This is a genomic window from Emergencia sp. JLR.KK010, assembly GCF_037018265.1.
Classification (GTDB): Bacteria; Bacillota; Clostridia; order Peptostreptococcales; family Anaerovoracaceae; genus Senimuribacter; species Senimuribacter intestinalis.
Window position 1 is genome coordinate 99,709 of sequence record NZ_CP143550.1, and the last position, 26,886, is coordinate 126,594.

Genomic DNA, 26,886 nt, shown 5'->3' on the forward strand with positions numbered 1-26,886 from the left:
TTTCTACTCTTTTATTTTGCACCTGCGCACGGTGCGTCCCATCTCATCTGTGCAAGTGCAAGCTCCACAAATCCCCTCACCACAGCACATATTTCCTTCTACCGGTCGTACAATGCTGCTTCCTGCTGCTCTCTCGACCTGACTGGCATAATATGGTGAAGTCAATGCAAACACATTGAGAGAATCACTTTCCTCCATATGATCCAAATCATCTAAAGAGCAAAGACCTTCCTTGGCAAAGTCCCGCACTTCAACTGCTTCTGCCGGCAAATCCCCAAAATAGTCGTGAAAGAAATCAAAGCCTACCTTTTCCAAATCAACATAGACGTGCAGTTGCCCAAGCCATCTGCTATACCGCTTCCCGCCATCCAGAAAGTTGCGCAGCGGCGCAATCGCAATGCCTTTTGCATAGACAAAAGCTTCCTGTGCATTTTCCCTAAGCGCGCCAAAACCTGAAAGGGCATTATAATATACGCCTCGAATCCACAGATTTTTTTCCGCCTGAAAGATGCTGCTGCTCTTCGGACCGCACCGGCAAATACCAAGATGCAAAAGTCCCGCTTCCGGTTCCGCTTTTAGAACAGAGATTGGCGCATCATACCATTTTGCCCCATCCTCGGCCCGCACAAACACGTACGCTCCTGCTGTCTGTGCCTTTTGGCAGAATCCGCGGTCAGCCTCGACAATAAAGACTTTTAAATCATCGCTGTAGGTCTTTACCTGCTTGATTTTAAGCAGCCTATCCTTGCGGCTTAAAATCACGCTGCGGCCATTTTGTTCATACAGAGAATAAATACAGGTGCCCTGCCAGCTGCACTCCTGACACGTTCCACCGCGCAGCTTTGCGCAGATCAGACACTGTCCGCATTCTGCCAGCGCACAAGGGCATCCCTGACGTCCTGCATCAATACATCTACTTTTCTTCATCCTCAATCCCCCTCACTTCATACCCATAATCCATCAGCGCATAAGCGTCATTAAACCAGTTTCCATCAGATAATACCACGCAAATCAGTTCCGTATCCTGTCGCTTAGATGATGCTACCAGTGTTCTTCCGCTCATCTTGGTAAATCCGATTTTAATCCCTGTGGCGCCCTCATACTGAAACACCGTCTTGTTTTTGTTATGGTATTCTTCCCAGGACTTTGCACCCACTATTTCCCGGAAAATCTTGTTTTGCATGGCCTCTTTTGCGATGGTCACAAGATCTCGTGCCGTCGTATAATGGTTATCATCATAAAGCCCGCTGGGATTAACAAAATTGGTCCCGGTGCAGCCTAGTTTCTCCGCCTTTTCATTCATCAGCTGTACAAAGTGTTCTGTGTTTCCGCCCATAATAGCAGCCAGTGCTGTGGCGCCGTCGTTTCCAGACCTGAGCATTACACCGTAAAGCAGATTTTCCAACGTTCTTTCTTCTCCTTTTTTCAAATACAGGGAAGATCCTTCCACGCCTACTGCTTCCTCCGGAATTTTCACTGTCGTATCTATGCCTGCGCCGATTTGTTCACAGACGTCCAAAGTCACAAGAGCAGTCATAATCTTCGTCGTGCTGGCAGGATACCCTTTTTCATCTGCATTTTTCTCAAAAAGCACCTCGCCGCTTTTTCCGTCAATTAAAATCGCCTGCTTGGCGCTTATCGTCGGCGGCTGTACCATATCTGCAGCCGCCGCTTCACCCTCCGGCTCTGCAATATAGCCAAAGATCATAGCGCCCAGCGCAAATCCTAATATCGTTCCTATGATAATCAATATTTTCTTCATAATAAAAAATCTCCCATACCTAATCTATTTTAGGATGGGAGAAATATGACTGGTTTATTTTTTCATTGTCAGCAGCCCTTTCAGCGCCTCGATGTAGATAAGCGTCATCTTATCCAGACTTTCTAAATCCAGAAATTCATCTGCTTCGTGGGCCAACTCCTCCTCATAAGGAAATAACGGTCCAAAAGCCACTGCATTCGGAATCGTTCTCGCATATGTTGCACCCCCAATAGCAATTGGAAGGGACTCATAGTCCCTGCTAATCTTCTGATAAGCATTCATGAGGACTCCAATAAAGTCCGATCCAGCATCCACATACAGCCCGTTCATATGACTTGTAATATCCATTTTCATCCCTGCGCGTCTGCAGGTCTCTTCGGCTGCTGAAAACACCTTGACTTTATCCACAGTGGCAGGATATCTGACACTGACGCCAAAAGTAAGTTTTCCGCATTCTAACGCTATGGTTCCCACATTAAAAGTCAGTTTGCCGGAAGCTTCATCCGCAAAATTCAAGCCAAATTTTTCTCCATAATAGGTCATGCCGATATACTGATTATAGGTTTTATATACCGGCGCTATATCAAATTCTGCACTGACCTCTTCCAGGGTTTTCATCATCAGACTGATGGCGTTCAAACCTTTTTCCGGAGACATGGCGTGAGTGCTCTTTCCCGAAACGGTCACGAAAATGCTGCAATGTTCCTGCTGCGCGCAGATATGTTCAAAGGCATTCAGTACCGCAGTAAGGTTTGCAGCGGTTTCTGTATCCGGACACCGCAAGGTGCAATGTGCTTTTCCCGGTACTACGTTTTTGGCTGCTCCGCCGTAAAGAGACTCCACTGCAATTTGACAGCCAATGTCCCCGTCCGTTTCATAGGAAAAGTCCACATCCAGAAGACCCTTTTCGCAGTGAATCAGAGGAAAGTTTCCATCCGGCACGATGGAGCAGTCCGGCATCCGGTCTGCCTTTTTCGCATAGTGCTCAATACATCTCCAGTTTTCCTCCTCATCACAGCCGATAATCATCCGAATCGCCGTTTCCGCTGGAATCAGATTCTCCTCCATCAGATATTTGACTGCATAAAGACAAGATATAATTGGACCCTTATCATCCAAAGTACCCCTGCCGTACAGCTTGCCATCTATCTCCTTTATTTCAAAAGGCGCCGTATGCCAGCCTTCTCCTGCCGCCACCACATCTGCATGACCCAAAATTCCAATCAGCCGATCGCCTCCGCCTGCCGTCATTTCTCCGGCGTAGCCGTCAAAGTTTTTCACCTCCATTCCCATGGATCTTCCTTTGTTCAAAATCCATGTAAGAGCCTGCGCAGCTTTCTGCCCAAAAGGTCTTCCCTCCCCTTTCGTTTCTTCATCTAAAATGCTTGGAATCGCTGAAAATTCTTTGATATCCATTATCATCTGTTCTCTGTTTTTCTTTACGAAATCTTCCGCTTTCATCGCAATCCTCCCTATGATAGTTTTGTAAAGATTTTATAAGAGCATGGCTCTTTTTTCATTGTACTGGCTACAAAAAAAGAAGGTTCGATTTAAAATTATTCTAAAGAAACAGAAAAACCCTCCAGCTATAATGAGACCATATTATGCGTCAAAAAGGAGGACACATCATGTTAGAATTTGAATTACAGAAAGCTGCCGATAAGCTGATCCGCGAGGTCTTCGGCGTAAAGGAGAAAGAAACGGTCGCTATCACAGCTGACACGAAATCCAATCCGGTTCTGATTCAGGCGGTTGCCGCTGCAGTACACAGCGTAGGCGGCTTTCCAGCCGTCATCACGATTGCAACACCAAAGGGTGTTGGCAAAGCTGCCGACCCTGATATTCCAGTAGAGCTTTTAACTGCTGCTCTATCTGAAGCTGACGTATGGATTGAGTTCAATGAACAGTGGCTGCTGTACTCAACTCCATTTGAAATTGCAATGGATAAGAACAAAAAACTCAGATACATGTGTCTGGTCGATTTTTCACCAGAGCTTCTAATCAGAACAATCGGTGACATCAACACTGCACAGCTGAAAGAATTTATGGAGGCCTTCGGCGTTCGCCAGAGACAGGTAAAAGAAATGCGTGTCACTACGCCTGCAGGAACCGACGTAAGCTTTGTTTTAGATCCATCTCACACTGTAGCCGTAGACTGCGGCAAAGCTGACGTTCCTGGATTTCACATGTGCCCAGGCCAGCTCAATGTCATTCCGAAGTTCGGTACCATCAACGGAAAAATCGTTTTCGACGGTACAATTACCCCACCATTCGGACACGTGCCTTCTCAGCCGGTTGAACTGACTGTAGAAAACGGCGTTATCGTAAAAATCGAAGGCGGCCGCGAAGCTTCTGAATATGAAAAATTCCTGAAAGGCTTTGACGATGAAGGTATGCTGAAAATGGCACATATCGCCTACGGCTTCAATCCGGGTGCAAAGCTGACAGGAAATGTCGTAGAAGACGAGCGTGTATGGGGATGTACAGAATGGGGCATCGGCTATGTCAGCGCCATCGAAGCGCCTCCAATCGGACAGCCTGCCGCTTCCCACACCGACGGTATCTGCCTCAACTCCACCATCTACTTCGATGGTAAGCTGGTTATGGAAGACGGCGTTATCGTTGATGAAGAATTAAAGAAACTGGATCCAACAGTATAAATCTAAAAATCTTAAAAACACGGGCTGCCCCCATGAACAATTATTTTTCGTTCATGGAGGCAGCCCATATTTTTCTAGGTCAGGAGGCAGAAATAAGTTCAATTCAGTTCAATCACATTGCACCCTGTCATTAAATATAGTATACTTTTATCAACAATATGAAAACCCACAGGAGTATGCTGCCCATGAAAAAAGTAATCATTCTTTATAGAAACTCGAAAGATTCCGTCAACACCCCCGCAAGCGAATTCATCTACGACAATCTGCGTTCAGTATTCAGTGATTATGCTGTTTTCGAAAACTGCTTTATGGCAGATTTAAAAGAAAACGAAATCCTTCATGCCGACGCTTTTCTTGCCGTTGATGCAAGAGTCTTTCAGAAAGCGAAAGAATGCGTTGCAGATTTCAGTAATGTAATCAAGATGGGCAGGAGTATTGAGCAGAGTGTACTAATTACCCTCCAGGATATCCCCGCAGATACAAATGTACTGGTCGTCAACGACTCTTACAGCACTGCCGTAAATACGGTGAACATGTTTTACGAGCTTGGAATCAGCCATTTAAACTTTGTTCCCTTTGATAAGGAGCTTGCACATACAACGATTTATGACGATTTGTCCCTTGCTATTACTCCTTCCGAAAAGCATTTTGTACCGGCACATATTAAGAACATTATCGACATTGGCTACCGTAAGGTCAGCTTTGATACCATGTTCAGACTGATGAAACTCCTGGATCTGGATAACAGCGTCGTTAATCGCAACCTGTTCCGATACATGCAGTCACTGGCAGAACCGGATACTATCTTCAATACAAATTACATTTATGAGTATTTAAAAACGCAGACCCTGAGTTTTGTAACAAATTCCAACAAGTCCTGCGTATTTCTGACAGACCAGCATATGAACATCATTTACGCAAACGACCCTGTCGAGGGCATCTCCCGAAAAGATCACAGCAGTCTGTTAGATGCAGGCCAATTAGTAGAATTAAAGGATTCTCTCGACAGCGAATCAGGAAATCCTTACACGACAATAAATGGCACAGATTATTACTACGACAAATACCCGATAAAACTCATCGACGAAGTCATAGGATATTTTGTTGTTCTGAAAGAAAAAAGTCAATTGCTTCCCGTCAATAAAGTCAACCTGCAAAAAGGATATGTGGCAAAATATCATTTTCAGGATATCGTCCACATGTCGGAAGAGATTCAAAACTCCATTCAGACTGCAAAGCTAATCTCATTAACAGAGCACACGGTGCTGATTTATGGTGAAAGCGGAACAGGCAAGGAAGTCTTTGCGCAGGCCATTCATAACGCCTCAAAGCGAGCAAATGCTCCCTTTGTTGCAGTAAATTGTGCAGCGCTTCCGGAAAATCTTTTAGAGAGTGAATTGTTCGGATATGAACCCGGCGCATTCACCGGCGCCATTGCGAAGGGAAAGGCAGGGCTGTTTGAGCAGGCAAACCACGGAACGATTTTTCTTGATGAAATCAGCGACATATCACCGAATCTGCAGTCCAAGCTGCTGAGGGTCATTCAGGAAAAGCAGGTCATGAGAATAGGTACAGACCACATCATCAACATTGATGTGCGCTTAATTGCAGCGACAAACCGAGATTTAAAGCAGGCAGTCCAGGAGAAGACTTTCCGCAGCGATTTGTTTTACCGTCTCAATGTGCTTCCCATTCGGATTCCTCCTCTCCGCAAAAGAATGAAAGACATTATTCCTTTGCTCAAGTACTTTCTCGGCACATCTTATGATAATCTGACCCCACAGGAACTTCGGCAGCTTACTGCTTATTCATGGCCCGGAAACGTGCGAGAGCTGGAAAACTTCTGCACCTATTATAAGACCCTTTCCTCTTTTCCCGAATATCTCTATGAGGAAATCTCTGTGCCGGAGGATTGTCCTTCCACGGCTGAGGTGCAGATAGAAATCCTAAAGCTAATCAGAAAAAATACCAAAATTTCCCACGGCATCGGTCGAACGGGTCTGGCGGAGCTTCTGAAAAAGCAGGGACTTTATCTCAGCGACAGAGCGCTGCGCCCTATACTCAATCAGCTTCAGCAGGATGGTCTTATTGAAATAGGAAAAGGCAGACATGGAATGCGAATTACAAAGAAAGGTTCCTCTCTGCTAACCTCTGATTCCAGCGAAAAGCATTAATCCGCTTTTGGGGATACAGCAAAGGAGACAGTCTTTAGGCCGTCTCCTTTTATGGTTTGCTATTACAGCATGTGATAGCAGGCAACCTGATGGTTGTTTCCGATATCTGTAAGAGGAGGCATCGCCTGCGCACATTCTGCAGTTGCATAGCGGCAACGGGTTCTAAACGGGCACCCGCTCGGAGGATTCATAGGTGAGGGAACATCGCCCTCTAAAATAATTCGCTTGCTGTCCGCTGACTTTTTCGGATCTGCCACAGGCGCCGCAGACATAAGGGACTGGGTATATGGGTGTCTCTTGTTCTCGAACAGTTCTGCAACATCTGCCACTTCTACCAAATGTCCCAAATACATCACGCCTACCCTGTGGGAAATATGTCGAACCATAGAAAGGTCATGGGAGATGAACAAATAGGTCAACCCCATTTCTTCCTGAAAGTCCTCTAATATATTGACAACCTGTGCCTGAATGGATACGTCCAGCGCCGAAATCGGTTCGTCACAGACAATAAACCGAGGCTTTAAAGCCAGCGCTCTGGCAATACCGATACGCTGCCGCTGTCCGCCAGAAAATTCATGAGGATATCTGTTGATATGGTCATCTTTCAATCCGACCATATGCACTAGTTCCCTAACCCTTTCATCTCGCTCCTTCTTGGAAGCAACTAATTTCTGAACCAGCAGCGGCGCACCGATAATTTCATTGACTGTCTGCCTCGGATCTAACGATGCATAAGGGTCCTGAAAAATCATCTGCATATCCTTCCGATACGGTGAAAATTCCTTTTCCGATAAATCGGTAATATCCTGCCCGTCAAAGAAAATTTTTCCGCCGGTAGGCTTGTATAACTTCAATATTGTTCTGCCCACGGTAGTCTTTCCGCAGCCAGATTCTCCTACCAATCCAAAGGTAGTTCCGGCAGGAATAGACAGGGTCACATCATCTACCGCTTTCAATGTCTGCTTGCTTTTCTTTCCGAAACCCTTTCCAGCCACTGAAAAATGCATTTTCAATCCCTGTACTTCAACTAAAGGCTTATTCTCGTTCACTTGCGTCCTCCTTCTCCATGGTTTTTCCTCGATTTGCCTGCGGATGAAGGAGCCAGCAGGCTACGCGATGACCTTCTGCTACTGTCGTCAATTCTGCTGGCGCCATATTGCAGATTTTCATCGCATTTTCACAGCGTGCTGCAAAAGGACAGCCTTTCGGCGGATTCATTAAGTCCGGAGGACTTCCCGGAATCGGTTTCAGCTTCTGCTTTTCATAGGTGCCGCTTCCCATCGTATCACTATGGGGTACTGACTCCAAAAGCCCCATTGTATACGGGTGCTTTGTTTCATAGAAAATCTGATCCAAAGAACCTTCTTCCATAATTAGCCCACCATACATAACCACTACGCGAGTGCAGACCTGGGCAATTACACCCAAATCATGGGTGATTAAAATAACAGATGTCGAAAACTTTTCCTTCAACTCCTGCATCAACTCCATAATCTGCGCCTGTATGGTCACATCAAGGGCTGTAGTCGGCTCGTCAGCAATCAGTATTTTCGGATCACAGCACATCGCCACAGCAATCATCACCCTTTGGCGCATACCCCCTGACATTTCATGAGGATACTGTTTCATTCGTTTTTCCGGCTCATTGATGCCAACCAGCCGCAGCATTTCGATGGCTTTTTCCTTGGCCTGTGCCTTGGACAGCTTTTTATGTACTCTCAAGGGCTCCATCAACTGATTGCCCACTGTATACAGCGGATTCAAAGAAGTCATAGGATCCTGAAATATCATACCAATCTCGTTTCCCCGAATCCGTTTCATTTCCTTTTTACTTTGCGAAAGAATATCTCTGCCGTCAAATTCCAGCGCATCCGCACGTACTGCCGCATTGTCCGCCAGAAGACGCATGATAGACATCATAGTCACACTCTTTCCGCATCCTGACTCTCCTACAATGCCGAGAAATTCGCCAGAATCCACATAAATATCTATACCGCGAACCGCCTGCACAATTCCGCCGCCGGTCGCAAAGTTGGTTCGCAAATTTTTTACTTCTAAAAGATGTTCTGACATAATTTCTACCTCTATTTCTTTAAACGTGGGTCAAGTGCATCGCGTAATCCGTCCCCAATAAAGTTCAGTGCAAACATGGTTAAGCTGATTGCCAAAGCCGGGAACAGCATCAAATACGGATACATACCCATTGTTGCCATACCGTCGTTTGCCAGTGTTCCCCAGCTTGCTACCGGTACAGCAATACCAATACCGATAAAGCTCAGGAACGCCTCTTCAAAGATTGCGGAAGGAATAAGCAGCATAACCGTAACAATAATCGGGCCCATACTGTTAGGCACCAGATGCCGCAGTAAAATCTGCACCTTGCTCTCGCCTACTACCTTAGCTGCCGTAGCAAAATCCTGGTTCTTTACCGATAAAATCTGACCTCTTGTCTGCCGCGCCGGGCTAAGCCAATAGGTCAAGCAGATTGCAATCAGAATACTGGACATTTTCGGGCCCATAAACATAATCAGCAAAATACTGTATAGCAGCGATGGAACTGCCGAAAATACGTCTACAAAACGCATCATCAGCATATCGACTTTGCCGCCAAAGAAACCTGATATTCCGCCGAAAAGCACACCGACCACCAGGCTGACCAGGGCTGTTACAATACCAATCGTCAAACTGATTCTTGCACCATAGGCAACACGCACCAGCAGGTCGCGTCCAAACATATCTGTACCGAGTGGGTGTTCAGCACACGGCGACTGATAAATTGCGTTGTAATCCTGCCCATCATAGGTATATGGACTTAGTATAGGCACGAAAATCGCTACCAGTATCATAAAGATAATAAAAATAATTCCTACAACCGCCAGTTTATCTGCTTTCATCTTCATATAAGCATTCTGCCAGTAGGAGATGCTGGGCCGGTTGATTACATCAGTCAGCTTATCCTCCTCTGGAAGCGGTTCAAATAATTCCGCCGGAATATCTGTATCTGCCATGGTATACGGCGGTACAGGAACTTCCGGAAACATATTTTTCTTCTTTCTCATCTTTCCCACCTCACGAATCCAATCTTACGCGCGGATCGATGAGTGCATAAGCAATATCCACAATCAGCGTACAGATCATAATAAACAGACCATAGAAAATCGTTACACCCATAATCATGGTATAATCGCGGTCGCTGACAGAATTAACGAAATACCTGCCAATGCCGGGAACCATAAAGATTCGCTCAATGGCAAAGCTTCCTGTCATCAGTCCTGCCACCAGTGGTCCCAAGTAGGTAACTACTGGCACGATAGCATTACGCATAGCATGCTTACCTATCACTGTAAACTCAGACAACCCCTTCGATCTGGCAGTCCGAATGTAATCCTGCTGCACCACCTCCATAAGAGTCGAACGGGTCAGTCTGGTGATGTTCGCCACAGGTGCAAGGCAAAGACAGGCTACAGGCAAAATGAAATGCTTCAGCTCGCCCCAGCCGTGCGTAGGCAAAATTGCCCATTCCATACAAAAAGCATACATCAGCAGCATGGCGATAACAAAGGTTGGAATGGATATCCCCACCGTGGCAAGGGTCATGGACAGCATATCCGCCACGCCTCCCCGCTTCAGTGCGGCAATTACTCCAAGGGGAATACCGATTAGAAGCGCTACAATGATGGCAACAAAACCAATCTGAGCGGAAACCGGAAAGCTGTCGGCAATCAGTTCATTTACGCTATAATTCAGCTTTTTCATGGACAAACCCATATCTCCATGAAAAAGATCCTTTACATAGTTAAAAAACTGCTCATGTACCGGAAGATCCAGTCCATACCTGGCCCTGATTACTTCCAAAACCTCCGGATTTAGGTTTTTCTGTTCGCCTGCACTGAAGGGTCCTCCCGGAATGGTGTGCATCAGGAAGAAGGTAATCGTAATCAATAAGAACATTGATACGATTGCAATCAATACACGCTTGACAACATATTTAAACATAGACTTATCCTCTCTGTTTCAATTCCTTTTTTGAAGCAGGTGTTCCAGTTAAATTGGAACACCTGCCGCAGTTTCTATGCTTTCTTATTCTGCAATATCTGCATACTGGAAGAATACGTGACCGATGTAGTTCTTCACTATGCCTTTCACTCTCGGATTTACCAGCATTGTATCTGTATAGAAGGTTACTGGAATAATCGGTGTTTCTTCAATCAGAATCTTTTCTGCATCAAGGAATGTCTTCATTCTAGTTTCATAATCGGTCTCTTTATAAGTCTTCTGCATCAGCGCATTGTATTTCAGCGCTTTCTCATCATGCCAACGAGCATCTTTCAGACTGCCGTCCGGATTTACTTCACGACGTTCTTCCCACAAGAACAGGTTTGTGCTTGGGTCGTCATAGTCACCGGTCCAGCCGTCATCGGCGATATCCCAGTCCTCAGTCTCAAATACGTCCCAGTAAGTGGACGGCTCATAGGAAACGATTTCAATCTTGAAGCCTGCTGCCTGCCACATGGACTGCATTGCCTGCGCACGGTTCATTGCTTCCTCATTATTCTGACAAACATATTTATATGTCGGAAGTCCCTCGCCGTTTGGATATCCTGCTTCCTCGAGGAGCTTCTTAGCACGTTCTAAATCAAAGCTTACTAAATCGCCCGCTTTGTCACGATACTGTTCATCTCCCCAGTGAATACCATAAGGGACTAAACCAGTAGCAGGGTAGCTTACCTGACCCAGAATTGAAAGCAGGGTTTCTCTATCAAGAGCAAGAGACAACGCCTGGCGCACACGATTATCTGTAATATGTCCCGTATGAGTGGTCAGATAGTTTACACCGATACGGCTTTCGTTTACAAATTCGTCACTGTCTTTATATTTAGACACCGCTTCCGCATTAAGGTTATCTGATACATCGATATCCCCATTCTGGAAGGAAGCCAATTCTACAGATGGTTCGTCCAGGAATACGAATTCTACCTGATCAATGGCAACATTATCTGTATCATAATAGTACGGATTCTTTTCCAGCACCACATTTACCTGGTCTTTAAGGCTGGTCATTCTGAACGGACCGTTTCCAACGTAAGTTTCCGCAGTTTTATTCCAGTTCGGATTTTCATTTACAATGTGCATCGGCAGTGCTACATAAGTACATGCGATATCCAGGAAATAAGTACAAGGGCTTTCCAGTGTAATCTCCAGTGTGCGATCGTCAAGGGCCTTATAGCCGACCTCTTCCCAATCACATTTTCCGGCGATGTAGTCGCCCATATTCTTTACATACTCTTCCAAAGTCGTCTGTTGTGCAGCTGTCTCCGGTGCGCAGTAGTATTTCATCGTTTCTTCCCAGTCATGGGCAGTCATATCTGTGCCGTCAGAGAACTTTGCACCATCTCTGATATGGAAGGTCCATACCAATCCGTCATCACTGGTTTCATATTTGTCTGCCCATCCCATCTCAGATGTGCCGTCTTTAGAAATTCGTGTAAGTCCTGTATAAATGTTGTATTTCAGGACGCTGTATTTCGCATAGCGGCTTCCTTCAACATACTCCATTGATTCCGGCTGTCCGCCGTTGGCGTAAACGATTTTCTTCATTCCGTCTGCGCCTTTATCACCTTTATCTTCTCCTCCGCATCCTGCAAGGCAGGTCAACACCATCGCTATACAAAGCGCGGTCGCCAATAACTTCTTTTTCATTTTTTCCTCCTTTCACGTCCGCCAAACCTTTAGAACCTTTCTCCCGCTCGGCAAGACAGGGGGGAACAAGAATTTCTGTTCCCATACTTTTTGCTGGTCTGCGACACAGCATTTGCATTATATTCTGTTAAATTGCAATATTCATGCCATTTGCCATCTTCACTACAATAATGTGTAAAAATGCGTAAATTCATCAACGACTCCTTCGCCTGCCCTCTTATGTGTTTCGCTAAAAATAGGTTCTATTATTCTATGAACCTTTTTGTCCTCATTTATTTACCTTGATTTTCTTATACAAAAAACCAGCCGAATTACGCCTTCGGCTGGATAAATTTTAGTTTTTAATTCTTTACTTAGAAAACCCTGTTCAAGCTACAGTGCGTTAGCCGATAAAATACCGGCATCTTGCCAGTTCCATCGGGCTATCTGCCGTATAGGAGACAGTATAGTCATTTAGCTTCTCAACGCCCGGAAACCAAGTTGCGGACATAGCTTTCTGAAACTCCTTATAGCATAGTGTCATCGTATAGGACTTTGAAAGCGGCTTGGACTTCGGTAAAGGCTTTGACAGTACTTCAGTCACAGCCCGCTCAATCTCTGCTACCACCTTATCAGGGTGTATATTCCATGTTGCATTGCCCATTCCTTTTTTGGTCGGAACGGTGACAATACCCGGATATTCTGTCTCCGCTTCGCTGCAAATCCCCGCGTCACCGGACAGCAGCAGTGACGGAACGCCAAACTGGTCAGCAACCCCTGAATTGATCGTGAATTCAGACGCATATTTATCGTTGATTTTAAACCAGTTGTAGATGTAATCCTCACAGGTATGCTTCAGCGGACTCGTGTTGGTCCACGCCCCGGAATGATAGCCGATGTAAATGACGCCCGCAAAGGTTTCATCTATGCCTCCAAGCATAGATAAAGGTGTACACGTCCAGCCTGAAATCAGCTCAGCCTCCTCCGGCAGCAATTCATGGGCGATATTCATCGCATCTTCATGTCCGTCTTTGACAACCACACCATAGCCGCAGTTTAACGCAGCCCTGCATGCAGCGGCCGTTTCCTTCGCCATTTGCCTGCAAGCTTCCTCGTAACCCTTGCCACCGTATCTGGTTGCTTCCCAACTGGTGATTCCGCTCACGCCTTCGATGTCCGCACTAATAAAAATTTTCTTCATTTATGGCCTCCTTTCAGAAGTATTCTTCTCATGTAAATACACCATGCAAGTTATATGCCATCAAATTCTCCCGAAAGCGATTACGACTCCATCTATTGAAAAAGCATTACGGACAATCCCTGTTAATTGTTCTGCGTCCTGTTATTATGCCAGATCTTTACCATCTGCTTTATCCTGCGGTCTTCCTACTGTCTTTGCCAGAATGACATATAAAAGTCCTGCTGCAATAATTCCCTGCGCAAAAGGAACGCCATAAGGAATGAATTTGATCACAGCATAGCCCGCCAGCCAGGATACAATCCCAAGCCAGTTGAAGCCGTCTGCAGTCTTGTAATTCTCCGGTTTTGCTTTATTGACAATCCAGTAATCCGCTAAAATCACGCCCATAGTCGGCAGCATTAAATCTCCCAGCACATATAAAAAGCTTTCAAAATGAGAAGCAAAGCCCAGCAGCGCACAGATTGTTCCAAGAACACCGGAAATCATTGTCGCTGCGGCCCTCTTGTTATCTTTCAAATTAAACATCATAACTGCATTGATGCCTCCGGAATAGGCATTGGTCGTGTTCGTTGTCCATGTAGCAGCAATCAAAACCAGCATGCCCAGAACTGGGATTCCGATTTCACAGAACACAATTGTAATATCATACTGCTGTGCAACCTTTGTCATAATAGCGCCAAGTACAATCATCAAAATGCCTGCCGGCGCAACACCGATGGAACTGGAAAGAATGGTATCTTTACGGGTTGCCTGATATCTTGTAATATCTGATGCCGCAAGACAGCCTGCCGCCATAAAGCTAACAGTCAGTACTATGCCATCTACAAAGGACATGGTAATCTCCGCCGGATCCACATTCAGCGCTGAAGTGCCATATTTATTCACCGCGATAATAGTTCCAACAATGGTGATTACAAACAGGGCAGGAACCGCAATCCTATTCAGTTTATCCAAGGCATTGATTCCATATACTGCCGTAACCAGCATGATAATCCCCCATACAGTGGAAGACAGCCATACCGGAACATCCAGTCCAAAAAACTCCGACATCAAATTAGAGAAAGCATTTCCGCACACGTCGTTTTGGACAGCAAACCAGCCAATCATAGAAATAAAGATCAAAGTGCTGATGATAAAGCGGGAGCCCTTTTTTCCAAAGCCGCCTAATGTCGTCATACAGGTTGGAACTCCCAGATCGCTTCCGATAATGCCCATAAGACTAAAGAGTACGATTACAATAATATAACCGATAATACCAGAAATAATTGCAAGATGAAGCGGCATTGCACCTGCCAGTATTCCGCCCAGAAGCAGGCTTGGAACACAAATCATAATGCCCGCCTGCATAAAAGCTACGGATATCCAGCTTTTTCTTTCTTCCATGGGAACTTCCGTCAGCGTGGTCGTTTCCATAGTGTTTTTCTTTTTCTCGTCACTCATAAGAAAACCTCCTTAGTTTTCCCTGATTTTACAGAAAATTAATTCAGTTTTCTTTGTACTGGTTTTAATTATGACAGGATTTTTTTGTAATTATTACAAGCCCTATACTTCGATTAGATTTCCCGATTTAGCAGGATTCTGAGTTTAACTGCAATTGCAATGGTTTCGTTGAACTTAATGGTATCGTTTTCCATATTCAGCACACTCTTGATACGATTAATCCTATATCTTATGGTGTTGACATGCTGGTTCATCATCTCCGCTGTCAGCTTGAAATCTCCGGAGTTAGCCACATAGTTCTCCACGGTCAGTATCATTTCCGGAAGGTTTTCCTCGGTAATCTTTGTTCTGAGCGCCTCTAGGTAAGCATCATAGTAATCTTCCGCTTCCTGCGTATCCTTCACTGCCGTTAAAAGCTGAATCGACGAAAGGGCATCATAGGTTTTTACAGTCATATCCATAGCCTTGGCAGTTTCCAGGGCAAGTCTTGCTTCCTCCAGCGCCTTGCCGCAGTCTTTTCTTGGAAATGCCCGGCTGTAGCCGATGACGGGATTGTCCAGAAATTCTTTGATTCTGACAAGACATGCATTTAAAGTCTGCTGAAGCCGCTCTTTGTTGTCCTCACTGAGCAGAATAATCATTCCCTGCTCAGTTCTGACGAAAATATCATTTTCTCTGTTGAGATAATAACTTTGCAGTTCCAGCCTGGCGATATCCGAATTGAAGCCGCCCTGAATAAATATCCCTCTAATGTACTGCTTTACTGTAGGCTTGATACTATAAAGTACTTCGCTGCGTTCTGTATCGTTTAGGCTCTCGTACATAATCTTATCCAGTCGAAGTTTATTAATAGTATTGTAAGTATCGAAGGTAATATAGCTGTGCACTGTATCAATAATCACCGTGTAAGGATATTCCTCTGGTATGAGTATTAAAGGAAAGTCATTATCCTCGCACAGTTTTAGAACCTGCGGCGTCAAAAGGTTTACTCTATCGTCCGTAACAATTAAAAGCCCTGCAGATTCAGAGTGAATCAGACATTCCAGATAATAGCGAAGTTCACAATCATCTTTCTCACTGCGGAACTGTTCCAGACACGTAATGAATAAATCTCCCTCGCAAAGAATTTTGCGCTCCAAAAGATCGGGCACGCAGGGGCAATCAAAGACTGATATTCGCTTCACTTTTCTATGAAGTCCCTCTCTCCCCGCCAGCACCTTTCTGTTTTCAAAAAGTTTGTCTTTCAAAAGCGCACCGATTTCTATATTCACTGCAATTCTCCTTTTGTTTTTCAGAGTAGGCTTATACTAATTACAACTGCAAATTTTGTTTAGCAAGGGACTGCAAAAACGCCTGGCATCCCGCTACAACATCATCGTAGGTTTCGTCAAAATTCCCCGTATACCATGGATCTGCAATATCCCGATCCTTTCCCGCAAATCCCAGTAGCATGTGTACTTTATTATAGGGGTCTGCACTGATAATACGAGACAAGCCCCTTTTATTTTCTCTATCCATCAAAATCAGATAGTCAAATTCCTCATAGTCTTTTTTCGTCACCTGGCGAGCCTGCCGTTTCTCAAAGGCAATGGCTTGTTCCCGCAGCTTTGCTTTGGTACCTCTATGGATATCGTTGCCGATTTCTTCACGGCTGGTGGCTGCAGATGCGATTTCAAATTCCGCTTCACGTCCCGCCTTGCGGACCATGTCTTTCATTACGTATTCAGCCATTGGCGAACGGCAAATGTTGCCGTGGCAAATGAAAAGCACTTTTATCATAATCTCTATATTCCTCCAGAAGTCCGAAAATCCTTGATTTTACTGATTTTCGAGCTTTCGATTTTTCTTCAATTTTTCATAAGTTTCTATAAATCTATGTAACTACACCCCTTGGTGGTGTAGTAATTGGCGTAGTAAACTCAAGATACTACCACCATATTTGCTGCTTATCCAACAGCAAAATCCCTGTCTTTTTTCATTTCAGGGGGCTGGCGAAACTGTGAAATTTTCGCCATCTGTTCCGCAGCGTGTGCGTAGCTTGCATGGGTGTAAACATTGAGCGTCACGCCCGCATCGGAGTGACCCCATGCCGTCCTTTTGCAGCTTTGCAAACCACTGTTTTGCATCGGATACCTTGACGGTGCTGATATTGCGATAGCCAAAATCCTCTTTTTTGACCAGATTCAAAACAAAATTATAGCCAAAATGAGCCTTTGACACTTTGGAAATCCGTCTTCTTAATAAGCAATCCTGAAATAGTCCAAGTATGCTTTATATTTGTCCTGCGCGTTCAGACAGGTATCAGTCAAATAACTCTTTTCATTGTTCCATTCTTTCAATCCTCGGTAATAGAACATCTTCAGATTATCCTCTATGATGAATGGAACAATATCATATTTCAGGCATTCTTTGAACATAATCAATCTGCCTACACGACCGTTGCCGTCTTGGAACGGATGGATTCGCTCAAACTTCACATGGAAATCCAGAATATCTTCAAAGGTCTTTTCTCCCTTGGCATTGTATTCTGCCAGCAACGCTTTCATCTTATCGGCAACTTCTTCCGGAAGGGCGGTATCCATGCCGCCAACCTCATTCGGAAGCTTCTTGTATTCGCCAATTGCAACCCAATCTTTTCTGGAATCACTGGTTCCATTCTTCAAGATTAGATGAAGTTCCTTAATGAACTTCTCATTTAGTGCCGTTTTTGCGTTCTCAATAACCATATCAATACAGCGAAAATGATTTGCTGTTTCAATAACATCGTCAACATTGAGAACTTCATTTTCCACGCCGATCGTATTGGTTTCAAAAATATATCGGGTCTGATCGTGAGTCAGACGACTACCTTCGATGTGGTTTGAGTTGTATGTCAGATCAATCTGCGTCTTATGATAAATACCACCAGAGTATTTGCTTGCTTTCTGCTCTTTCAGAATATCCAACAGAGTAATCGGTTCCTCTTTTCTCTTGTTGGCACGCTCTGGTTTTCCTGCATTTTCGGGAATATTCCAAGTCTTGCCGGTAAGAAAGGCTCCATTCACACGTCCTTGGGCGCAATAGTTTCTAACACTACGCTCTGACACATCCCATTTTTTTGCTATCTCAGTAACCGAAAGGTATCGCATCTGCTATCCTCCGTCATAAATCAAATCAAAGAACTACACTAATCTACTGTATAGTATATCATATTATCGGCAAAAACATCAACATATTTTCGGCAAAACTATTATATTTTTGCCGCCACAGGAAGTTTGGTTTTGTCGCTTACCCATCACACTAAATTACAGAAAAGTGTGATTCACTGCCCATAGCGATAACTCTACGTATGTACCTATAATAAACCACCGGTACAGCCGATGGTTTTCGTTCTACAAAGAAACAGGAAATCTTTTCTTGATTTCCTGTCTTGGTGTGCCGTTCCATGTAGCGGCGGTTATTCAGTTTCCATACAAGCCGGATTTTATTTGCCCCAGTGTTGTTCCTTTTCGCAATTACAGCAAGTAATTATTTTCCCGGTTTGCAATCTGCAAACCAACCAATTCGTAGGTTGCATATCCTCCCATAACCAGCGGCTCTGCTTTGCAAATTTCTTCTGCTTCTTCACGGCTCTCTGTTTTTAGGATATACATACCTGCCATTCCCGGATAGCCTTTAAAGACACCGCAGATTTCCAGCTTTCCCTCATCGTCCAGCTTTCTTATGTTCTCAACGTGTTCCATAACTACCTGTTTTGTCATTTTATTATAGGTCTTGCTTTTCTCAATCATCATCATGTACATCAATTTTTCCATACGATTTTCTCCTTTACATTCTATGGGGATTCACTGAGGGTATTATATTATATTTATCCGGCAATAGCAATTTGTCTGTTCATTTTCCGGAAGCAAACTTATAGCCCACGCCTATAACGGTCTTTATGCAGGTAGGCCTCCGGCTCTCCGCTGGTCGCCCGGACAATCGTTTCATAAGGCAAAAGATTAGGATTTCTCATGCAAAAGCACCTCCATTTCTTTGTGCAGGAGTTGTAAAGTCCTATGGATTTGATACCCGGTCGTACTCCGGCGGCGTCCGTACATTTCCCCGATTTCCCGCTGTGTGTAATGCCTGAAAAAGTAAAGGAAAATGATTTCCCGGTTTTTCTCCGGCAGAGCTAACAGGGCGTCGGCAAGTTTTCCGTTGGTGAGGATAGCTGTCTGACCGCATATCGTAATGGGGTATTCTTCATAGGGTGCTTCAAAATATTCGTCCTTTGTGCCTAAAGGGTAAAACTTTTTTCTGTGAGGTATTCAAGGGATATTTCTTTTTTTCGCCGTCTGCTCCTGTCAAGCCATGCGTTGATAGCGGCATAGCGAATGACAACTTTGCAAAAGCCATTGAAAGTATACATAATATGCTCTTTGTATGCTTCTGTACAAATCATAAATGATTCCCCCCTTTCTTCCACATAGGGGAACATGACTTTGTTTTGTGCCATATTGCATTTGGAACATGGGTAGTTTATCATAGAATAGTGACAAAGGCTGTCACCATTCGGAAAGGAGTTCAAAAATGTCAAAAGCAGAACGGCTTATTGAGATGATGATAACAATAAATGCAAAAAAGATTTTACTGTAGGCGAATTGGCAAATGAATTTTCCGTAAAAAATATATGAATTGCATCAGCATTATTGCAGTTTGGAAACAAGTATGAATGAATGAATGAGAGGGATTCCGTTGTCGTCGGCATTGTGGGAATAGTGTGGTGCTGGCAATCTATCTCTTGTTTTTGATTTCTTGCTTCTTTACCGTGCATGAGCATTTTTCAAGATAGATAATTTTGCAAAGAAACAGGAATAGCCAGCCCGAAAAAATTTACGGGCTGGCTGTATCAGCAAAGTAATATTATTGTTGAATTGTGTGAAATATAGTTATAGAATAATCCATTTTCCTTTTTGACTAGAACCTTCTCTTTTTTTAATTCCAGATTTTTTCGATTCCACGTCCCCATGCCTCAATAAAACCAGCTCTGAAAAATGTATTTGCAATCAACGGATTATATGGTCTTGACCCGAAACCTCTCTTGTATGGTTATTCTTCCAGAATCATCAAGTAACGATCCAGTCTTGCATTCACATAACCTGCAAACAGCTTTTCCATTGTACCAAGATTATGCTTTACATGGTATTCATCAAACGCATTGTAATAAAAAATGCGATCTGTAAACTTAATGTCAATCGGCGGATATCCGGCTTTCATCAATTCCAAATTCACAAGCAGCCTTCCAGTTCTGCCGTTTCCGTCAATAAAAGGATGAATCCTCTCAAACTCAATATGAAATCGTGCGAGCCTGCTAATAATATGTTCGCTACTATTTCTATAAGCCTGCAGCAACTGTTCCATCTCAGACTGGATCAAATATGGCTGTACCGGCTCATGTTTCGTGCCCATAATCCTGACGGGGATTTTTCTGTAAACCCCTCGATCCTGTGGTTTATCTGCCAACACAAGATAATGAATCTGCTTGATGATACTCTCCGATAAAGGCGCCTGTTCCTTTACCAGATCCTGCACAAAACCAAACGCCTCTTTATGCCCGACTGCCTCCATATGGTCTTTTAACGGCTTCCTGTCAATCGTCAACCCACGCAAAACCATGTCCGTTTCACGAAGGGTCAGCGTATTTCCCTCAATTGCATTAGAGTTATAGGTATACTCAATAATGAATTCCTCAGTCAAACGTTCCAGTTCTCCCTCTGTCAGTGGGCGTCTGGAATCTAATTCCATTTTCTTCCTATCTATGACCGTCAGCAAACTTTCTGTTGCCTTAAAACGCCCATCCTCTGGCTTTTTCGCCTCTGCCGGAATCATCCAACTACGCCCTTCACGGGTAACACCTAAGATCTTCCCTTCTGCGCAAAGTATACGCACTCGTCTATCAGAAATCCCCCACTTTTCTGCCGCCTGCTTTACCGTCATATACATAAAGATTGTACCTCTCTTCCGAAAATAGTATATCCTATTTTCGGAATAATATCAACTTGAAAGGAATAATGTTTTATCGTATTCGGAATAATAAAAACATCCTGATCTGATTAACTCCATGTCCACGGCACAAGCACACCTTCCTTAAAATTCCAAATCAAGTACCCCCCTACTTGGTCCGTATTCATTTTCACTTCAAAGTGTTCGCAAAGCACCAGATACCCTGCATATTTTTTTGATGATACCCACACTTGTCTTTTCAATCCCCTCCCAGCTCTTCTGGCAAATTAAATTCATAGATCAGAAAACTACACATGCCGTGTTCTTCCATTTCTTTAACCTGCGATAATAGAACAGCTTTTTCTTGCAAAGACATCTACTAATCGTTTAAAGGCGCTGGACGGTCAGATAGGCCTTTTGACAGACCTGTGCCTGCTCTCTCGTAGAGAATTTCTTTTCTCCCAAGCAGTTCACAGGCATAACGCCCATCAGGGAATTGGTCACGAAGCATTCCTCCATCTTCGAGACATCCTCAGCCCTTATCACACACTCTGTCACCGGGAAGCGCTCCAAAATGAAGCGGCGCAGGATTCCCGGAAGAAGACCGCAAAAGACAGGCGGCGTATAAAGCCTGCCTTCCCGGACAAAGAAAATATTCGTTGTGGTTCCCTCACAAATCTCTCCTCGGCTGTTTCGAAAAATCAGCTCGTCCGCACCCAAGGACGCTGCCCTGCGCTTCTCCATGATGCAGTCGCCGTAGTTCATGGTCTTGTGGCGCACAAGGGGTGAGGTCTCGTTCCGGTATACGCTGCTGTATACCAGTCGAAAGCCTCTCCTTCGCTTCTCGGGTGTGTAGGGATTTTCGCGCATGGTAAAAAGGCTGTTTTTCTCGGATACCATGATTTTTAGAGCGCCGTGATCCAAAAAAGCCTGCGCCCCTTCTCCCTCTTTTATAGAAGTAAGGTAGTCCTGAACCTCCCTCTCGGTGATACTCCTAGAAATTCCCAGTTCCTTTAGAGAGACCCCGAGCCGTTCCAGATGCCAGTCGAGAAAAACCGTCCGCCCGCACTCCAGCGCTACAGTCTCAAAGACCCCCAGCCCGAATTGATACCCCTCATCCAATGTAATCTGCATAGCTGCTCCTTCCTACTTCGTATCCGCACCGTTAAAATCCGCCCCTGCGCCCAGCTTTGCCACCTCGACCCCTGGGACGTCTGCAGCAATCTCCTGCTCCCCAACGTTCAGCGCCTCAAGAAGGGCTCTGGCCTTTTGAAGCGTCTCCTCATACTCAAATTCCGGCCCCGATTCACAGGTGATTCCGCCGCCTACGCCCAGGTAATAGATGCCGTCCTGACAGAGGGCTGTCCGGATCACAATGTTGAAATCGCAGTCCCCATCCAGGGAGAGATAGCCCATAGAGCCCGTATAAAGGTTCCGCCCACCGTGCTCCAACTCATCGATAATCTCCATAGCTCGCAGCTTCGGCGCTCCGGTAATGGAACCTCCCGGAAAAGCGGCCTCCAGCAGATCCATGACCGTCATCTCCGGTCCAAGCTCCCCAACGATATTGGAAATCAGATGAAAGACCGTGGCGTACTCCTCCACTGCAAAGAGCTCCGTCACCCGCACGCTGCCTGGAACACAGACTCGGTTCAGGTCGTTGCGCTCCAGATCCACAATCATCAAAAGCTCGCTCTTGTCCTTCTTTGACTGCTCCAGTTCCCTTCGAAGGAACGCATCCTCCTTCGGCGTACTGCCCCGTTTTCTCGTGCCCTTGATCGGCCGCGTCTCAACCCGACCGCCTCGCACCTGCAGAAAACGCTCCGGGGAGGCGCACACCACCTGAAAGCTTCCATAGTTGAAATAGCCCCCAAACGGTGAGGGATTGTTCCTGCGCAGCTTCCGGAACATCTCATAGGGCGGCACCGGACTTGTAATGCGAAGCTGCTGCGTCATGTTGGCTATGTAGATGTCCCCCTCTATGATATACTCGATCATGCGCTGAACAGCGGTCAGATAGGCTTCCTTTGTAAAGTTTGCGCAAATCTCTCCCGGCTCTCCCTGCCCGGCAGAGCTGTCTGCGACCAACATGCCGGGCGCATTTTTGCTGAAGCTCTTCATCGCAAAGACCTCGTCCGCCGCCTGCCCTGCTGCCTGCCGCACAAGTCCCAGGAGCTCCTCCAACTCCTCATCACAGTCCCGCCCATGACCGTTGGAGATTAGGAACAATTTCTTCTGCCTCTTATCCTCTATCACAAAGCTGTCGTAGAAGATGAGGATAGCGTCGGGAATCTTCGCCTCCGCTCTGTGCCGTGTCCCCACACCCTCCTTTTCTCTTCCGTATTCATAGGAAAAATAGCCCACGGCCCCGGAGGCCAGCGGAAGGCCTGTACGGTTTTCCTCCCTGTGCTTCCGCAGATACATCTTGACATAGTCCTCAAAGCTTTCCTCCAAGACCTCGCCATTTACCGTAAATTTCTCCGCCTTTACCAGCTTTAGGTAAGGGTGAAGCCCGATGATCGAATAGCGCCCCAGATCATTTTCCAGGGAGGAATCGAGAAACACGCTGTCCTCCCAATCCTGTACCAGAGAAAATATCCGCTCCATATCAGGGTATTGCTCAAGCGCACGTATCAGCTGCATCAAAATTCCTCCCTTCCGTAGCCGTTCTCCCAGCTCAACGCTCCCGCAAAGTGCGCTTCTCCGAGCCAACGCAAGGGCTGGTCCGACTCCGGACGCCATATCCCCTGCTCATACCGCCTGCATATGCCGCAGAAATTCCCCAAAAGTTCCCGACCGTACTGGGTCAGCACAGCCTCCGGGTGGAACTGCACCCCATAAATCGGCATAGTCCTGTGCGCAAGACCCATGACGACCCCGTCCGCACTTCTGGCCGTCACCCGCAGGCAGGCGGGAAGCCGCCTCTCCGACACTACGAGGGAATGGTAACGTGTCACCTCATACTCGGCGGGCAACCCCGCAAACAACCCCGTCCCGTCATTGCAGAGCTTCGTGATTTTCCCATGCATAGGACGTTCCCCCTTGCATACATTTGCCCCGTAGACCTGACCCAGGACCTGGTGCCCCAGACATACGCCGAGTATCGGAATCTGGTTCTGAAATTCCCTAAGGACACTTTTAGCCTCCACGGCGTCAGTGGGCCGTTTCGGGCCTGGGGAGAGGATAATCCCCTCCGGGCGAAGCCTACGTATCTCAGCCAGGCTCACTGCGTCCGCCCGCCGCACCAGCACCTCCTGCCCCAGCTCCCTCATATAGGCGGACAGATTATAGACAAAAGAATCGTAGTTATCGACCATAAAATACATAAAAAAAGACCCACCTCGCTTTCTGTTGGATTCACAGTCGTTTATCCTAAAGCAAAATTAGGTCCGTAACCTGTATACACCGTATTATATAGAAAAAGAAACCGAATGTCAAAAGGTTTTAGTTCAGCCGCAGACTTATACGGAAGTTTGACATCCTTATATATAAAAAGCACCCTGCCAAAGCAGAGCGCCTATGTACCCGTTTCATAGGAAATCTCAATTCATTTTATACTGTCAATTTCATAATCTCCCACAAAAGTTCCAGCAGTATAGAAACATCAATAGGTTTTACAATATGCCGTTCATCCCCACTTCCTTCATTTTTTCTACTGCAACAGCACCATCATCGGCAACATCTACAGCAAAGCCTGACTACTGCAGAGTCCGAACGCTTACCATACCGCCTGGCTTTGTAAATTCCATGACACTACTTAGGAGGTTCAGAAGAATCTGATTCAGTCTGAGTTTATCGCACAGAACATTTTCATTCACCACATCCACCGTATCGATGTAGAAATCTAGCTGCTTTGTCATAATATTCGCCTGTACAATAGTCTTTAAATCATGCAGGGTCTCCAGAAGAGAGTTCTCCTTTTGTTGAGGAATGTAGTTTTCACATCTTCTGCCAGCTATCGTATTGTAACGGGAAGAACCACCAGCACAATTCCGCCCCTATGATAAGCCCTATGGTTTATTTCTTCCGTTTACTTAATCGCATCGTGTTCTGCCCTCTGTGGTTTAATCCTGCTTCTGAACCTTTTTCTATAAAACGCTCATTTATATGTCGCATTCAATGCTGATATTTCTCAGCATGCTACATTAGCATTACGCAATAATTATTTTTCCGCAATCGCTTCAATTTCACAAAGAACGCCTTTTGGGAGCGCTTTCACTGCAACACAACTTCTTGCCGGGCACGATGTAAAATGGGCAGCATACACCTCGTTAAATGCAGCAAAGTCTTCCATATCCGCAAGAAAACAGGTTGTTTTATCACCTTATCCATGCTGCTTCCCGCTTCGTTTAGAATTGCTCTACCCATGCTTTCAGCTCTGACTCAGACAATTTGCCATTCAGCATTTTTCCCGGAAGAAGTACTGCCCCCGGACAGCTGTCCACAAGGTTCTCGTTGGTTTTACCCATACCGCTGCCACCCGAAGTCGCAAAAGGCACGATGGTTTTACCGGAAAAATCATAGCTTTCCAAAAATGTATTGATGATAGTCGGGGCAATGTACCACCAAATTGGATAACCCACAAACACCACATCATATTGTTCTATATCTAATGCTGCGCCTGCCAATCCGCCCTCACCTAAGATAGATCGAATCCAAAAGCCCCTTTCCTGTTTCCGTCTTTGCGACTTTTCCTTTGAATGCCTCAATCTGCGCCCTTGACATCTGCGCTTCCGATGCATTGACCAGAAAGTCCGCTTCTACCAATATCTGATAGTCCTGTCCATCTATCCCTGAAAAGGTGTGATGGTGCGATACAAGATAAATTACCCGCTCTAGCACCTCTTCAGCCAAATTAAACTCAAAAAGAAACGGTCTAAGCAGCGCCTCGCTTTCCGCCTCCTGGTGTTTTCCATCGGTATTACCATACTTTTCCCGGCAGAGTGGACAGGCAATATCGTGAACAATTGCAGCCATCTCCAAAATATCCTGCGTCTTCTCATCCAGACCCTCCAGCTTGCCAATCATCCCAGCATAACTGAGCACCTTTAAAAAATGCTCGACATCATGCACACTACCTTCATAAAAATCTATCATCTTCTGTATCATTTGTGCTTTTTTCATGGATTATCTCCTCATTGCATTTTGTATTTTATTTTACCGAAAACGGCTTTTTTACAAAGATAAAACTTACAGCCAAAACTGTAAAGAATACCAAGCTAAAAATTAACGTATGAAACATTCCACTGGGATAAGGCGCAATCCAACCCTGTTTAAAAACAAGTATCGATATATAGCCTGTCACCATAGAAACTGGCATTAAAGCAATTCCAACTATATTAAGCCAGTTAATATAAAACGATGCTTTTTCCATTGACAATAATCTCCCAATAAAATATCCAGCAATTCCCACCGTTTGAATAATCATTGACCCCCAAACAACTTCCATCGTTTGTTCAGCGTACCACCCGCCAAATGCGCAAAATAACCCAATAGCAATAAAAGCTGTTGATGAGATATAAAGTATCTTACTTGCAATCTCTTTGCTTTTTTGTTCTTCACTCTTTATTGGTTCAACGCCTTTTAGAATGTAATCTGTTGTTACTTCAAAAAAGTCACTCATTATAATTATTTTTTCTAAGTCGGGTGTACTTTGTTCACTTTCCCATTTAGAAACAGCCTGCCTTGAGACACCGACTTTATCAGCAAGTTCTTCCTGTGATATTCCCTTTGTTTTTCTTAAATATTGTATTCTGTCTGCCATATTCATTATCAGCACTTCCTTTCATAGTGTGATTATAGCAATATTATCAGTTGCATGACTACCATTTAGGCATGGAAATGTGTCAACTGGCAGTTGCAAAAGTGTGGGGGGGGAGGACTCCAACTTAATAGAAATCCTCATTCAAATTCCAGTTTATCTATTCAATCCTCTATAAACCCTGTATTTTCAAGGCAAATCGCCTATTAAATGTTCAAACCTTATGTATTTTCCCTTGTTTTTGC

Annotated in this window: 25 protein-coding genes and 2 pseudogenes; 2 read left to right on the top strand and 25 right to left on the bottom strand. The window is 45.1% G+C overall.

What is annotated here, in order from left to right; all coding sequences use genetic code 11:
- Positions 1 to 3 precede the first annotated feature (3 nt).
- From V1225_RS00410 to V1225_RS00420, 3 genes are read right to left on the bottom strand one after another with little or no spacing between them, the layout of a single operon-like run.
- A complete protein-coding gene (locus V1225_RS00410; protein ID WP_338547151.1) occupies positions 4 to 927 on the bottom strand; it encodes a hypothetical protein in 924 nt (307 codons plus the stop codon).
- Positions 914 to 1,762, bottom strand: a complete 849-nt coding sequence (locus tag V1225_RS00415) for a D-alanyl-D-alanine carboxypeptidase family protein (RefSeq protein ID WP_338547153.1) — start codon at positions 1,760 to 1,762, stop codon at positions 914 to 916. The genes V1225_RS00410 and V1225_RS00415 overlap by 14 nt, the downstream gene beginning before the upstream one ends.
- Positions 1,763 to 1,816: 54 nt before the next feature.
- Positions 1,817 to 3,223, bottom strand: coding sequence for a Sapep family Mn(2+)-dependent dipeptidase (locus V1225_RS00420; RefSeq protein ID WP_161908880.1), 1,407 nt, complete (start codon positions 3,221 to 3,223; stop codon positions 1,817 to 1,819).
- Between the two features lie 167 nt (positions 3,224 to 3,390).
- Here V1225_RS00420 and V1225_RS00425 point away from each other — a divergent pair, with 167 nt between their 5' ends.
- Both V1225_RS00425 and V1225_RS00430 read left to right on the top strand, forming a co-directional pair.
- Entirely contained in the window at positions 3,391 to 4,422 is a 1,032-nt protein-coding gene (locus V1225_RS00425) for a hypothetical protein (RefSeq protein ID WP_338547157.1), read from the top strand.
- Positions 4,423 to 4,607: 185 nt separating this feature from the next.
- A complete protein-coding gene (locus V1225_RS00430; protein WP_338547159.1) occupies positions 4,608 to 6,596 on the top strand; it encodes a sigma 54-interacting transcriptional regulator in 1,989 nt (662 codons plus the stop codon).
- A 62-nt stretch (positions 6,597 to 6,658) separates the two neighbouring features.
- Here V1225_RS00430 and V1225_RS00435 read toward each other — a convergent pair whose 3' ends face one another.
- From V1225_RS00435 to V1225_RS00540, 22 genes and pseudogenes are all read right to left on the bottom strand, one after another.
- Positions 6,659 to 7,645 carry an oligopeptide/dipeptide ABC transporter ATP-binding protein gene (locus V1225_RS00435; RefSeq protein WP_330588326.1) on the bottom strand — a complete coding sequence of 329 codons (987 nt, stop codon included), beginning with the start codon at positions 7,643 to 7,645 and terminating at the stop codon, positions 6,659 to 6,661.
- Positions 7,632 to 8,669: an ABC transporter ATP-binding protein gene (locus V1225_RS00440; RefSeq protein ID WP_160200850.1), complete on the bottom strand. Its 1,038-nt coding sequence runs from the start codon at positions 8,667 to 8,669 to the stop codon at positions 7,632 to 7,634. Before V1225_RS00440 ends, V1225_RS00435 begins: the two co-directional genes overlap by 14 nt.
- A gap of 11 nt (positions 8,670 to 8,680) precedes the next feature.
- Positions 8,681 to 9,655, bottom strand: coding sequence for an ABC transporter permease (locus V1225_RS00445; RefSeq protein ID WP_243150994.1), 975 nt, complete (start codon positions 9,653 to 9,655; stop codon positions 8,681 to 8,683).
- A gap of 10 nt (positions 9,656 to 9,665) precedes the next feature.
- A complete protein-coding gene (locus tag V1225_RS00450) occupies positions 9,666 to 10,592 on the bottom strand; it encodes an ABC transporter permease (RefSeq protein WP_160200849.1) in 927 nt (308 codons plus the stop codon).
- Between the two features lie 84 nt (positions 10,593 to 10,676).
- Positions 10,677 to 12,296 carry a peptide ABC transporter substrate-binding protein gene (locus V1225_RS00455; protein WP_338547160.1) on the bottom strand — a complete coding sequence of 540 codons (1,620 nt, stop codon included), beginning with the start codon at positions 12,294 to 12,296 and terminating at the stop codon, positions 10,677 to 10,679.
- 382 nt (positions 12,297 to 12,678) lie between these two features.
- Complete coding sequence (locus tag V1225_RS00460) at positions 12,679 to 13,476, bottom strand: M55 family metallopeptidase (protein WP_160200847.1); 798 nt, start codon at positions 13,474 to 13,476, stop codon at positions 12,679 to 12,681.
- Positions 13,477 to 13,620: 144 nt separating this feature from the next.
- A complete protein-coding gene (locus tag V1225_RS00465; protein ID WP_160200846.1) occupies positions 13,621 to 14,916 on the bottom strand; it encodes a cytosine permease in 1,296 nt (431 codons plus the stop codon).
- A gap of 113 nt (positions 14,917 to 15,029) precedes the next feature.
- Positions 15,030 to 16,187, bottom strand: coding sequence for a PucR family transcriptional regulator ligand-binding domain-containing protein (locus tag V1225_RS00470; RefSeq protein ID WP_338547162.1), 1,158 nt, complete (start codon positions 16,185 to 16,187; stop codon positions 15,030 to 15,032).
- Between the two features lie 40 nt (positions 16,188 to 16,227).
- A complete protein-coding gene (locus V1225_RS00475) occupies positions 16,228 to 16,695 on the bottom strand; it encodes a low molecular weight protein-tyrosine-phosphatase (RefSeq protein WP_338547164.1) in 468 nt (155 codons plus the stop codon).
- A gap of 167 nt (positions 16,696 to 16,862) precedes the next feature.
- Entirely contained in the window at positions 16,863 to 17,078 is a 216-nt protein-coding gene (locus tag V1225_RS00480; RefSeq protein WP_338547166.1) for a hypothetical protein, read from the bottom strand.
- A gap of 75 nt (positions 17,079 to 17,153) precedes the next feature.
- Complete coding sequence (locus tag V1225_RS00485; protein ID WP_338547168.1) at positions 17,154 to 18,044, bottom strand: Fic family protein; 891 nt, start codon at positions 18,042 to 18,044, stop codon at positions 17,154 to 17,156.
- A gap of 366 nt (positions 18,045 to 18,410) precedes the next feature.
- Positions 18,411 to 18,710, bottom strand: coding sequence for a YciI family protein (locus V1225_RS00490; protein WP_338547170.1), 300 nt, complete (start codon positions 18,708 to 18,710; stop codon positions 18,411 to 18,413).
- A 186-nt stretch (positions 18,711 to 18,896) separates the two neighbouring features.
- Positions 18,897 to 19,339 (bottom strand): annotated as a pseudogene (locus tag V1225_RS00495) (sigma-70 family RNA polymerase sigma factor).
- Positions 19,340 to 19,986: 647 nt separating this feature from the next.
- A complete protein-coding gene (locus V1225_RS00500) occupies positions 19,987 to 20,880 on the bottom strand; it encodes a DNA-binding protein (protein WP_251632017.1) in 894 nt (297 codons plus the stop codon).
- 387 nt (positions 20,881 to 21,267) lie between these two features.
- Positions 21,268 to 22,014, bottom strand: coding sequence for an aminotransferase class IV (locus V1225_RS00505; RefSeq protein WP_338547173.1), 747 nt, complete (start codon positions 22,012 to 22,014; stop codon positions 21,268 to 21,270).
- A gap of 12 nt (positions 22,015 to 22,026) precedes the next feature.
- A complete protein-coding gene (pabB, locus tag V1225_RS00510) occupies positions 22,027 to 23,523 on the bottom strand; it encodes an aminodeoxychorismate synthase component I (protein ID WP_338547176.1) in 1,497 nt (498 codons plus the stop codon).
- Positions 23,523 to 24,206, bottom strand: coding sequence for an aminodeoxychorismate/anthranilate synthase component II (locus V1225_RS00515; RefSeq protein WP_338547178.1), 684 nt, complete (start codon positions 24,204 to 24,206; stop codon positions 23,523 to 23,525). Before V1225_RS00515 ends, pabB begins: the two co-directional genes overlap by 1 nt.
- A 372-nt stretch (positions 24,207 to 24,578) precedes the next feature.
- Positions 24,579 to 24,740 carry a hypothetical protein gene (locus tag V1225_RS00520; protein ID WP_251632024.1) on the bottom strand — a complete coding sequence of 54 codons (162 nt, stop codon included), beginning with the start codon at positions 24,738 to 24,740 and terminating at the stop codon, positions 24,579 to 24,581.
- A gap of 302 nt (positions 24,741 to 25,042) precedes the next feature.
- Positions 25,043 to 25,239, bottom strand: a pseudogene (locus tag V1225_RS00525) (Rid family hydrolase); the annotation flags it as partial.
- A complete protein-coding gene (locus V1225_RS00530) occupies positions 25,230 to 25,622 on the bottom strand; it encodes a flavodoxin (RefSeq protein WP_338547181.1) in 393 nt (130 codons plus the stop codon). The pseudogene V1225_RS00525 and the gene V1225_RS00530, both read right to left, overlap by 10 nt.
- Positions 25,516 to 26,004, bottom strand: a complete 489-nt coding sequence (locus tag V1225_RS00535; protein WP_160200830.1) for an HD domain-containing protein — start codon at positions 26,002 to 26,004, stop codon at positions 25,516 to 25,518. The genes V1225_RS00530 and V1225_RS00535 overlap by 107 nt, the downstream gene beginning before the upstream one ends.
- Positions 26,005 to 26,032: 28 nt before the next feature.
- Positions 26,033 to 26,650, bottom strand: coding sequence for a helix-turn-helix transcriptional regulator (locus V1225_RS00540; protein WP_160200829.1), 618 nt, complete (start codon positions 26,648 to 26,650; stop codon positions 26,033 to 26,035).
- Positions 26,651 to 26,886 lie beyond the last annotated feature (236 nt).

Excerpts from the sequence above, each read along its gene's own strand:
- V1225_RS00410 (WP_338547151.1), bottom strand. The coding sequence starts at position 927 with ATGAAGAAAAGTAGATGTATTGATGCAGGACGTCAGGGATGCCCTTGT.
- V1225_RS00415 (WP_338547153.1), bottom strand. The coding sequence starts at position 1,762 with ATGAAGAAAATATTGATTATCATAGGAACGATATTAGGATTTGCGCTG.
- V1225_RS00420 (WP_161908880.1), bottom strand. The coding sequence starts at position 3,223 with ATGAAAGCGGAAGATTTCGTAAAGAAAAACAGAGAACAGATGATAATG.
- V1225_RS00425 (WP_338547157.1), top strand. The coding sequence starts at position 3,391 with ATGTTAGAATTTGAATTACAGAAAGCTGCCGATAAGCTGATCCGCGAG.
- V1225_RS00430 (WP_338547159.1), top strand. The coding sequence starts at position 4,608 with ATGAAAAAAGTAATCATTCTTTATAGAAACTCGAAAGATTCCGTCAAC.
- V1225_RS00440 (WP_160200850.1), bottom strand. The coding sequence starts at position 8,669 with ATGTCAGAACATCTTTTAGAAGTAAAAAATTTGCGAACCAACTTTGCG.
- V1225_RS00445 (WP_243150994.1), bottom strand. The coding sequence starts at position 9,655 with ATGAGAAAGAAGAAAAATATGTTTCCGGAAGTTCCTGTACCGCCGTAT.
- V1225_RS00450 (WP_160200849.1), bottom strand. The coding sequence starts at position 10,592 with ATGTTTAAATATGTTGTCAAGCGTGTATTGATTGCAATCGTATCAATG.
- V1225_RS00455 (WP_338547160.1), bottom strand. The coding sequence starts at position 12,296 with ATGAAAAAGAAGTTATTGGCGACCGCGCTTTGTATAGCGATGGTGTTG.
- V1225_RS00460 (WP_160200847.1), bottom strand. The coding sequence starts at position 13,476 with ATGAAGAAAATTTTTATTAGTGCGGACATCGAAGGCGTGAGCGGAATC.
- V1225_RS00465 (WP_160200846.1), bottom strand. The coding sequence starts at position 14,916 with ATGAGTGACGAGAAAAAGAAAAACACTATGGAAACGACCACGCTGACG.
- V1225_RS00475 (WP_338547164.1), bottom strand. The coding sequence starts at position 16,695 with ATGATAAAAGTGCTTTTCATTTGCCACGGCAACATTTGCCGTTCGCCA.
- V1225_RS00485 (WP_338547168.1), bottom strand. The coding sequence starts at position 18,044 with ATGCGATACCTTTCGGTTACTGAGATAGCAAAAAAATGGGATGTGTCA.
- V1225_RS00490 (WP_338547170.1), bottom strand. The coding sequence starts at position 18,710 with ATGGAAAAATTGATGTACATGATGATGATTGAGAAAAGCAAGACCTAT.
- V1225_RS00500 (WP_251632017.1), bottom strand. The coding sequence starts at position 20,880 with ATGTATATGACGGTAAAGCAGGCGGCAGAAAAGTGGGGGATTTCTGAT.
- V1225_RS00505 (WP_338547173.1), bottom strand. The coding sequence starts at position 22,014 with ATGCAGATTACATTGGATGAGGGGTATCAATTCGGGCTGGGGGTCTTT.
- pabB (WP_338547176.1), bottom strand. The coding sequence starts at position 23,523 with ATGCAGCTGATACGTGCGCTTGAGCAATACCCTGATATGGAGCGGATA.
- V1225_RS00515 (WP_338547178.1), bottom strand. The coding sequence starts at position 24,206 with ATGTATTTTATGGTCGATAACTACGATTCTTTTGTCTATAATCTGTCC.
- V1225_RS00520 (WP_251632024.1), bottom strand. The coding sequence starts at position 24,740 with ATGACAAAGCAGCTAGATTTCTACATCGATACGGTGGATGTGGTGAAT.
- V1225_RS00530 (WP_338547181.1), bottom strand. The coding sequence starts at position 25,622 with ATGCATCGGAAGCGCAGATGTCAAGGGCGCAGATTGAGGCATTCAAAG.
- V1225_RS00535 (WP_160200830.1), bottom strand. The coding sequence starts at position 26,004 with ATGAAAAAAGCACAAATGATACAGAAGATGATAGATTTTTATGAAGGT.
- V1225_RS00540 (WP_160200829.1), bottom strand. The coding sequence starts at position 26,650 with ATGAATATGGCAGACAGAATACAATATTTAAGAAAAACAAAGGGAATA.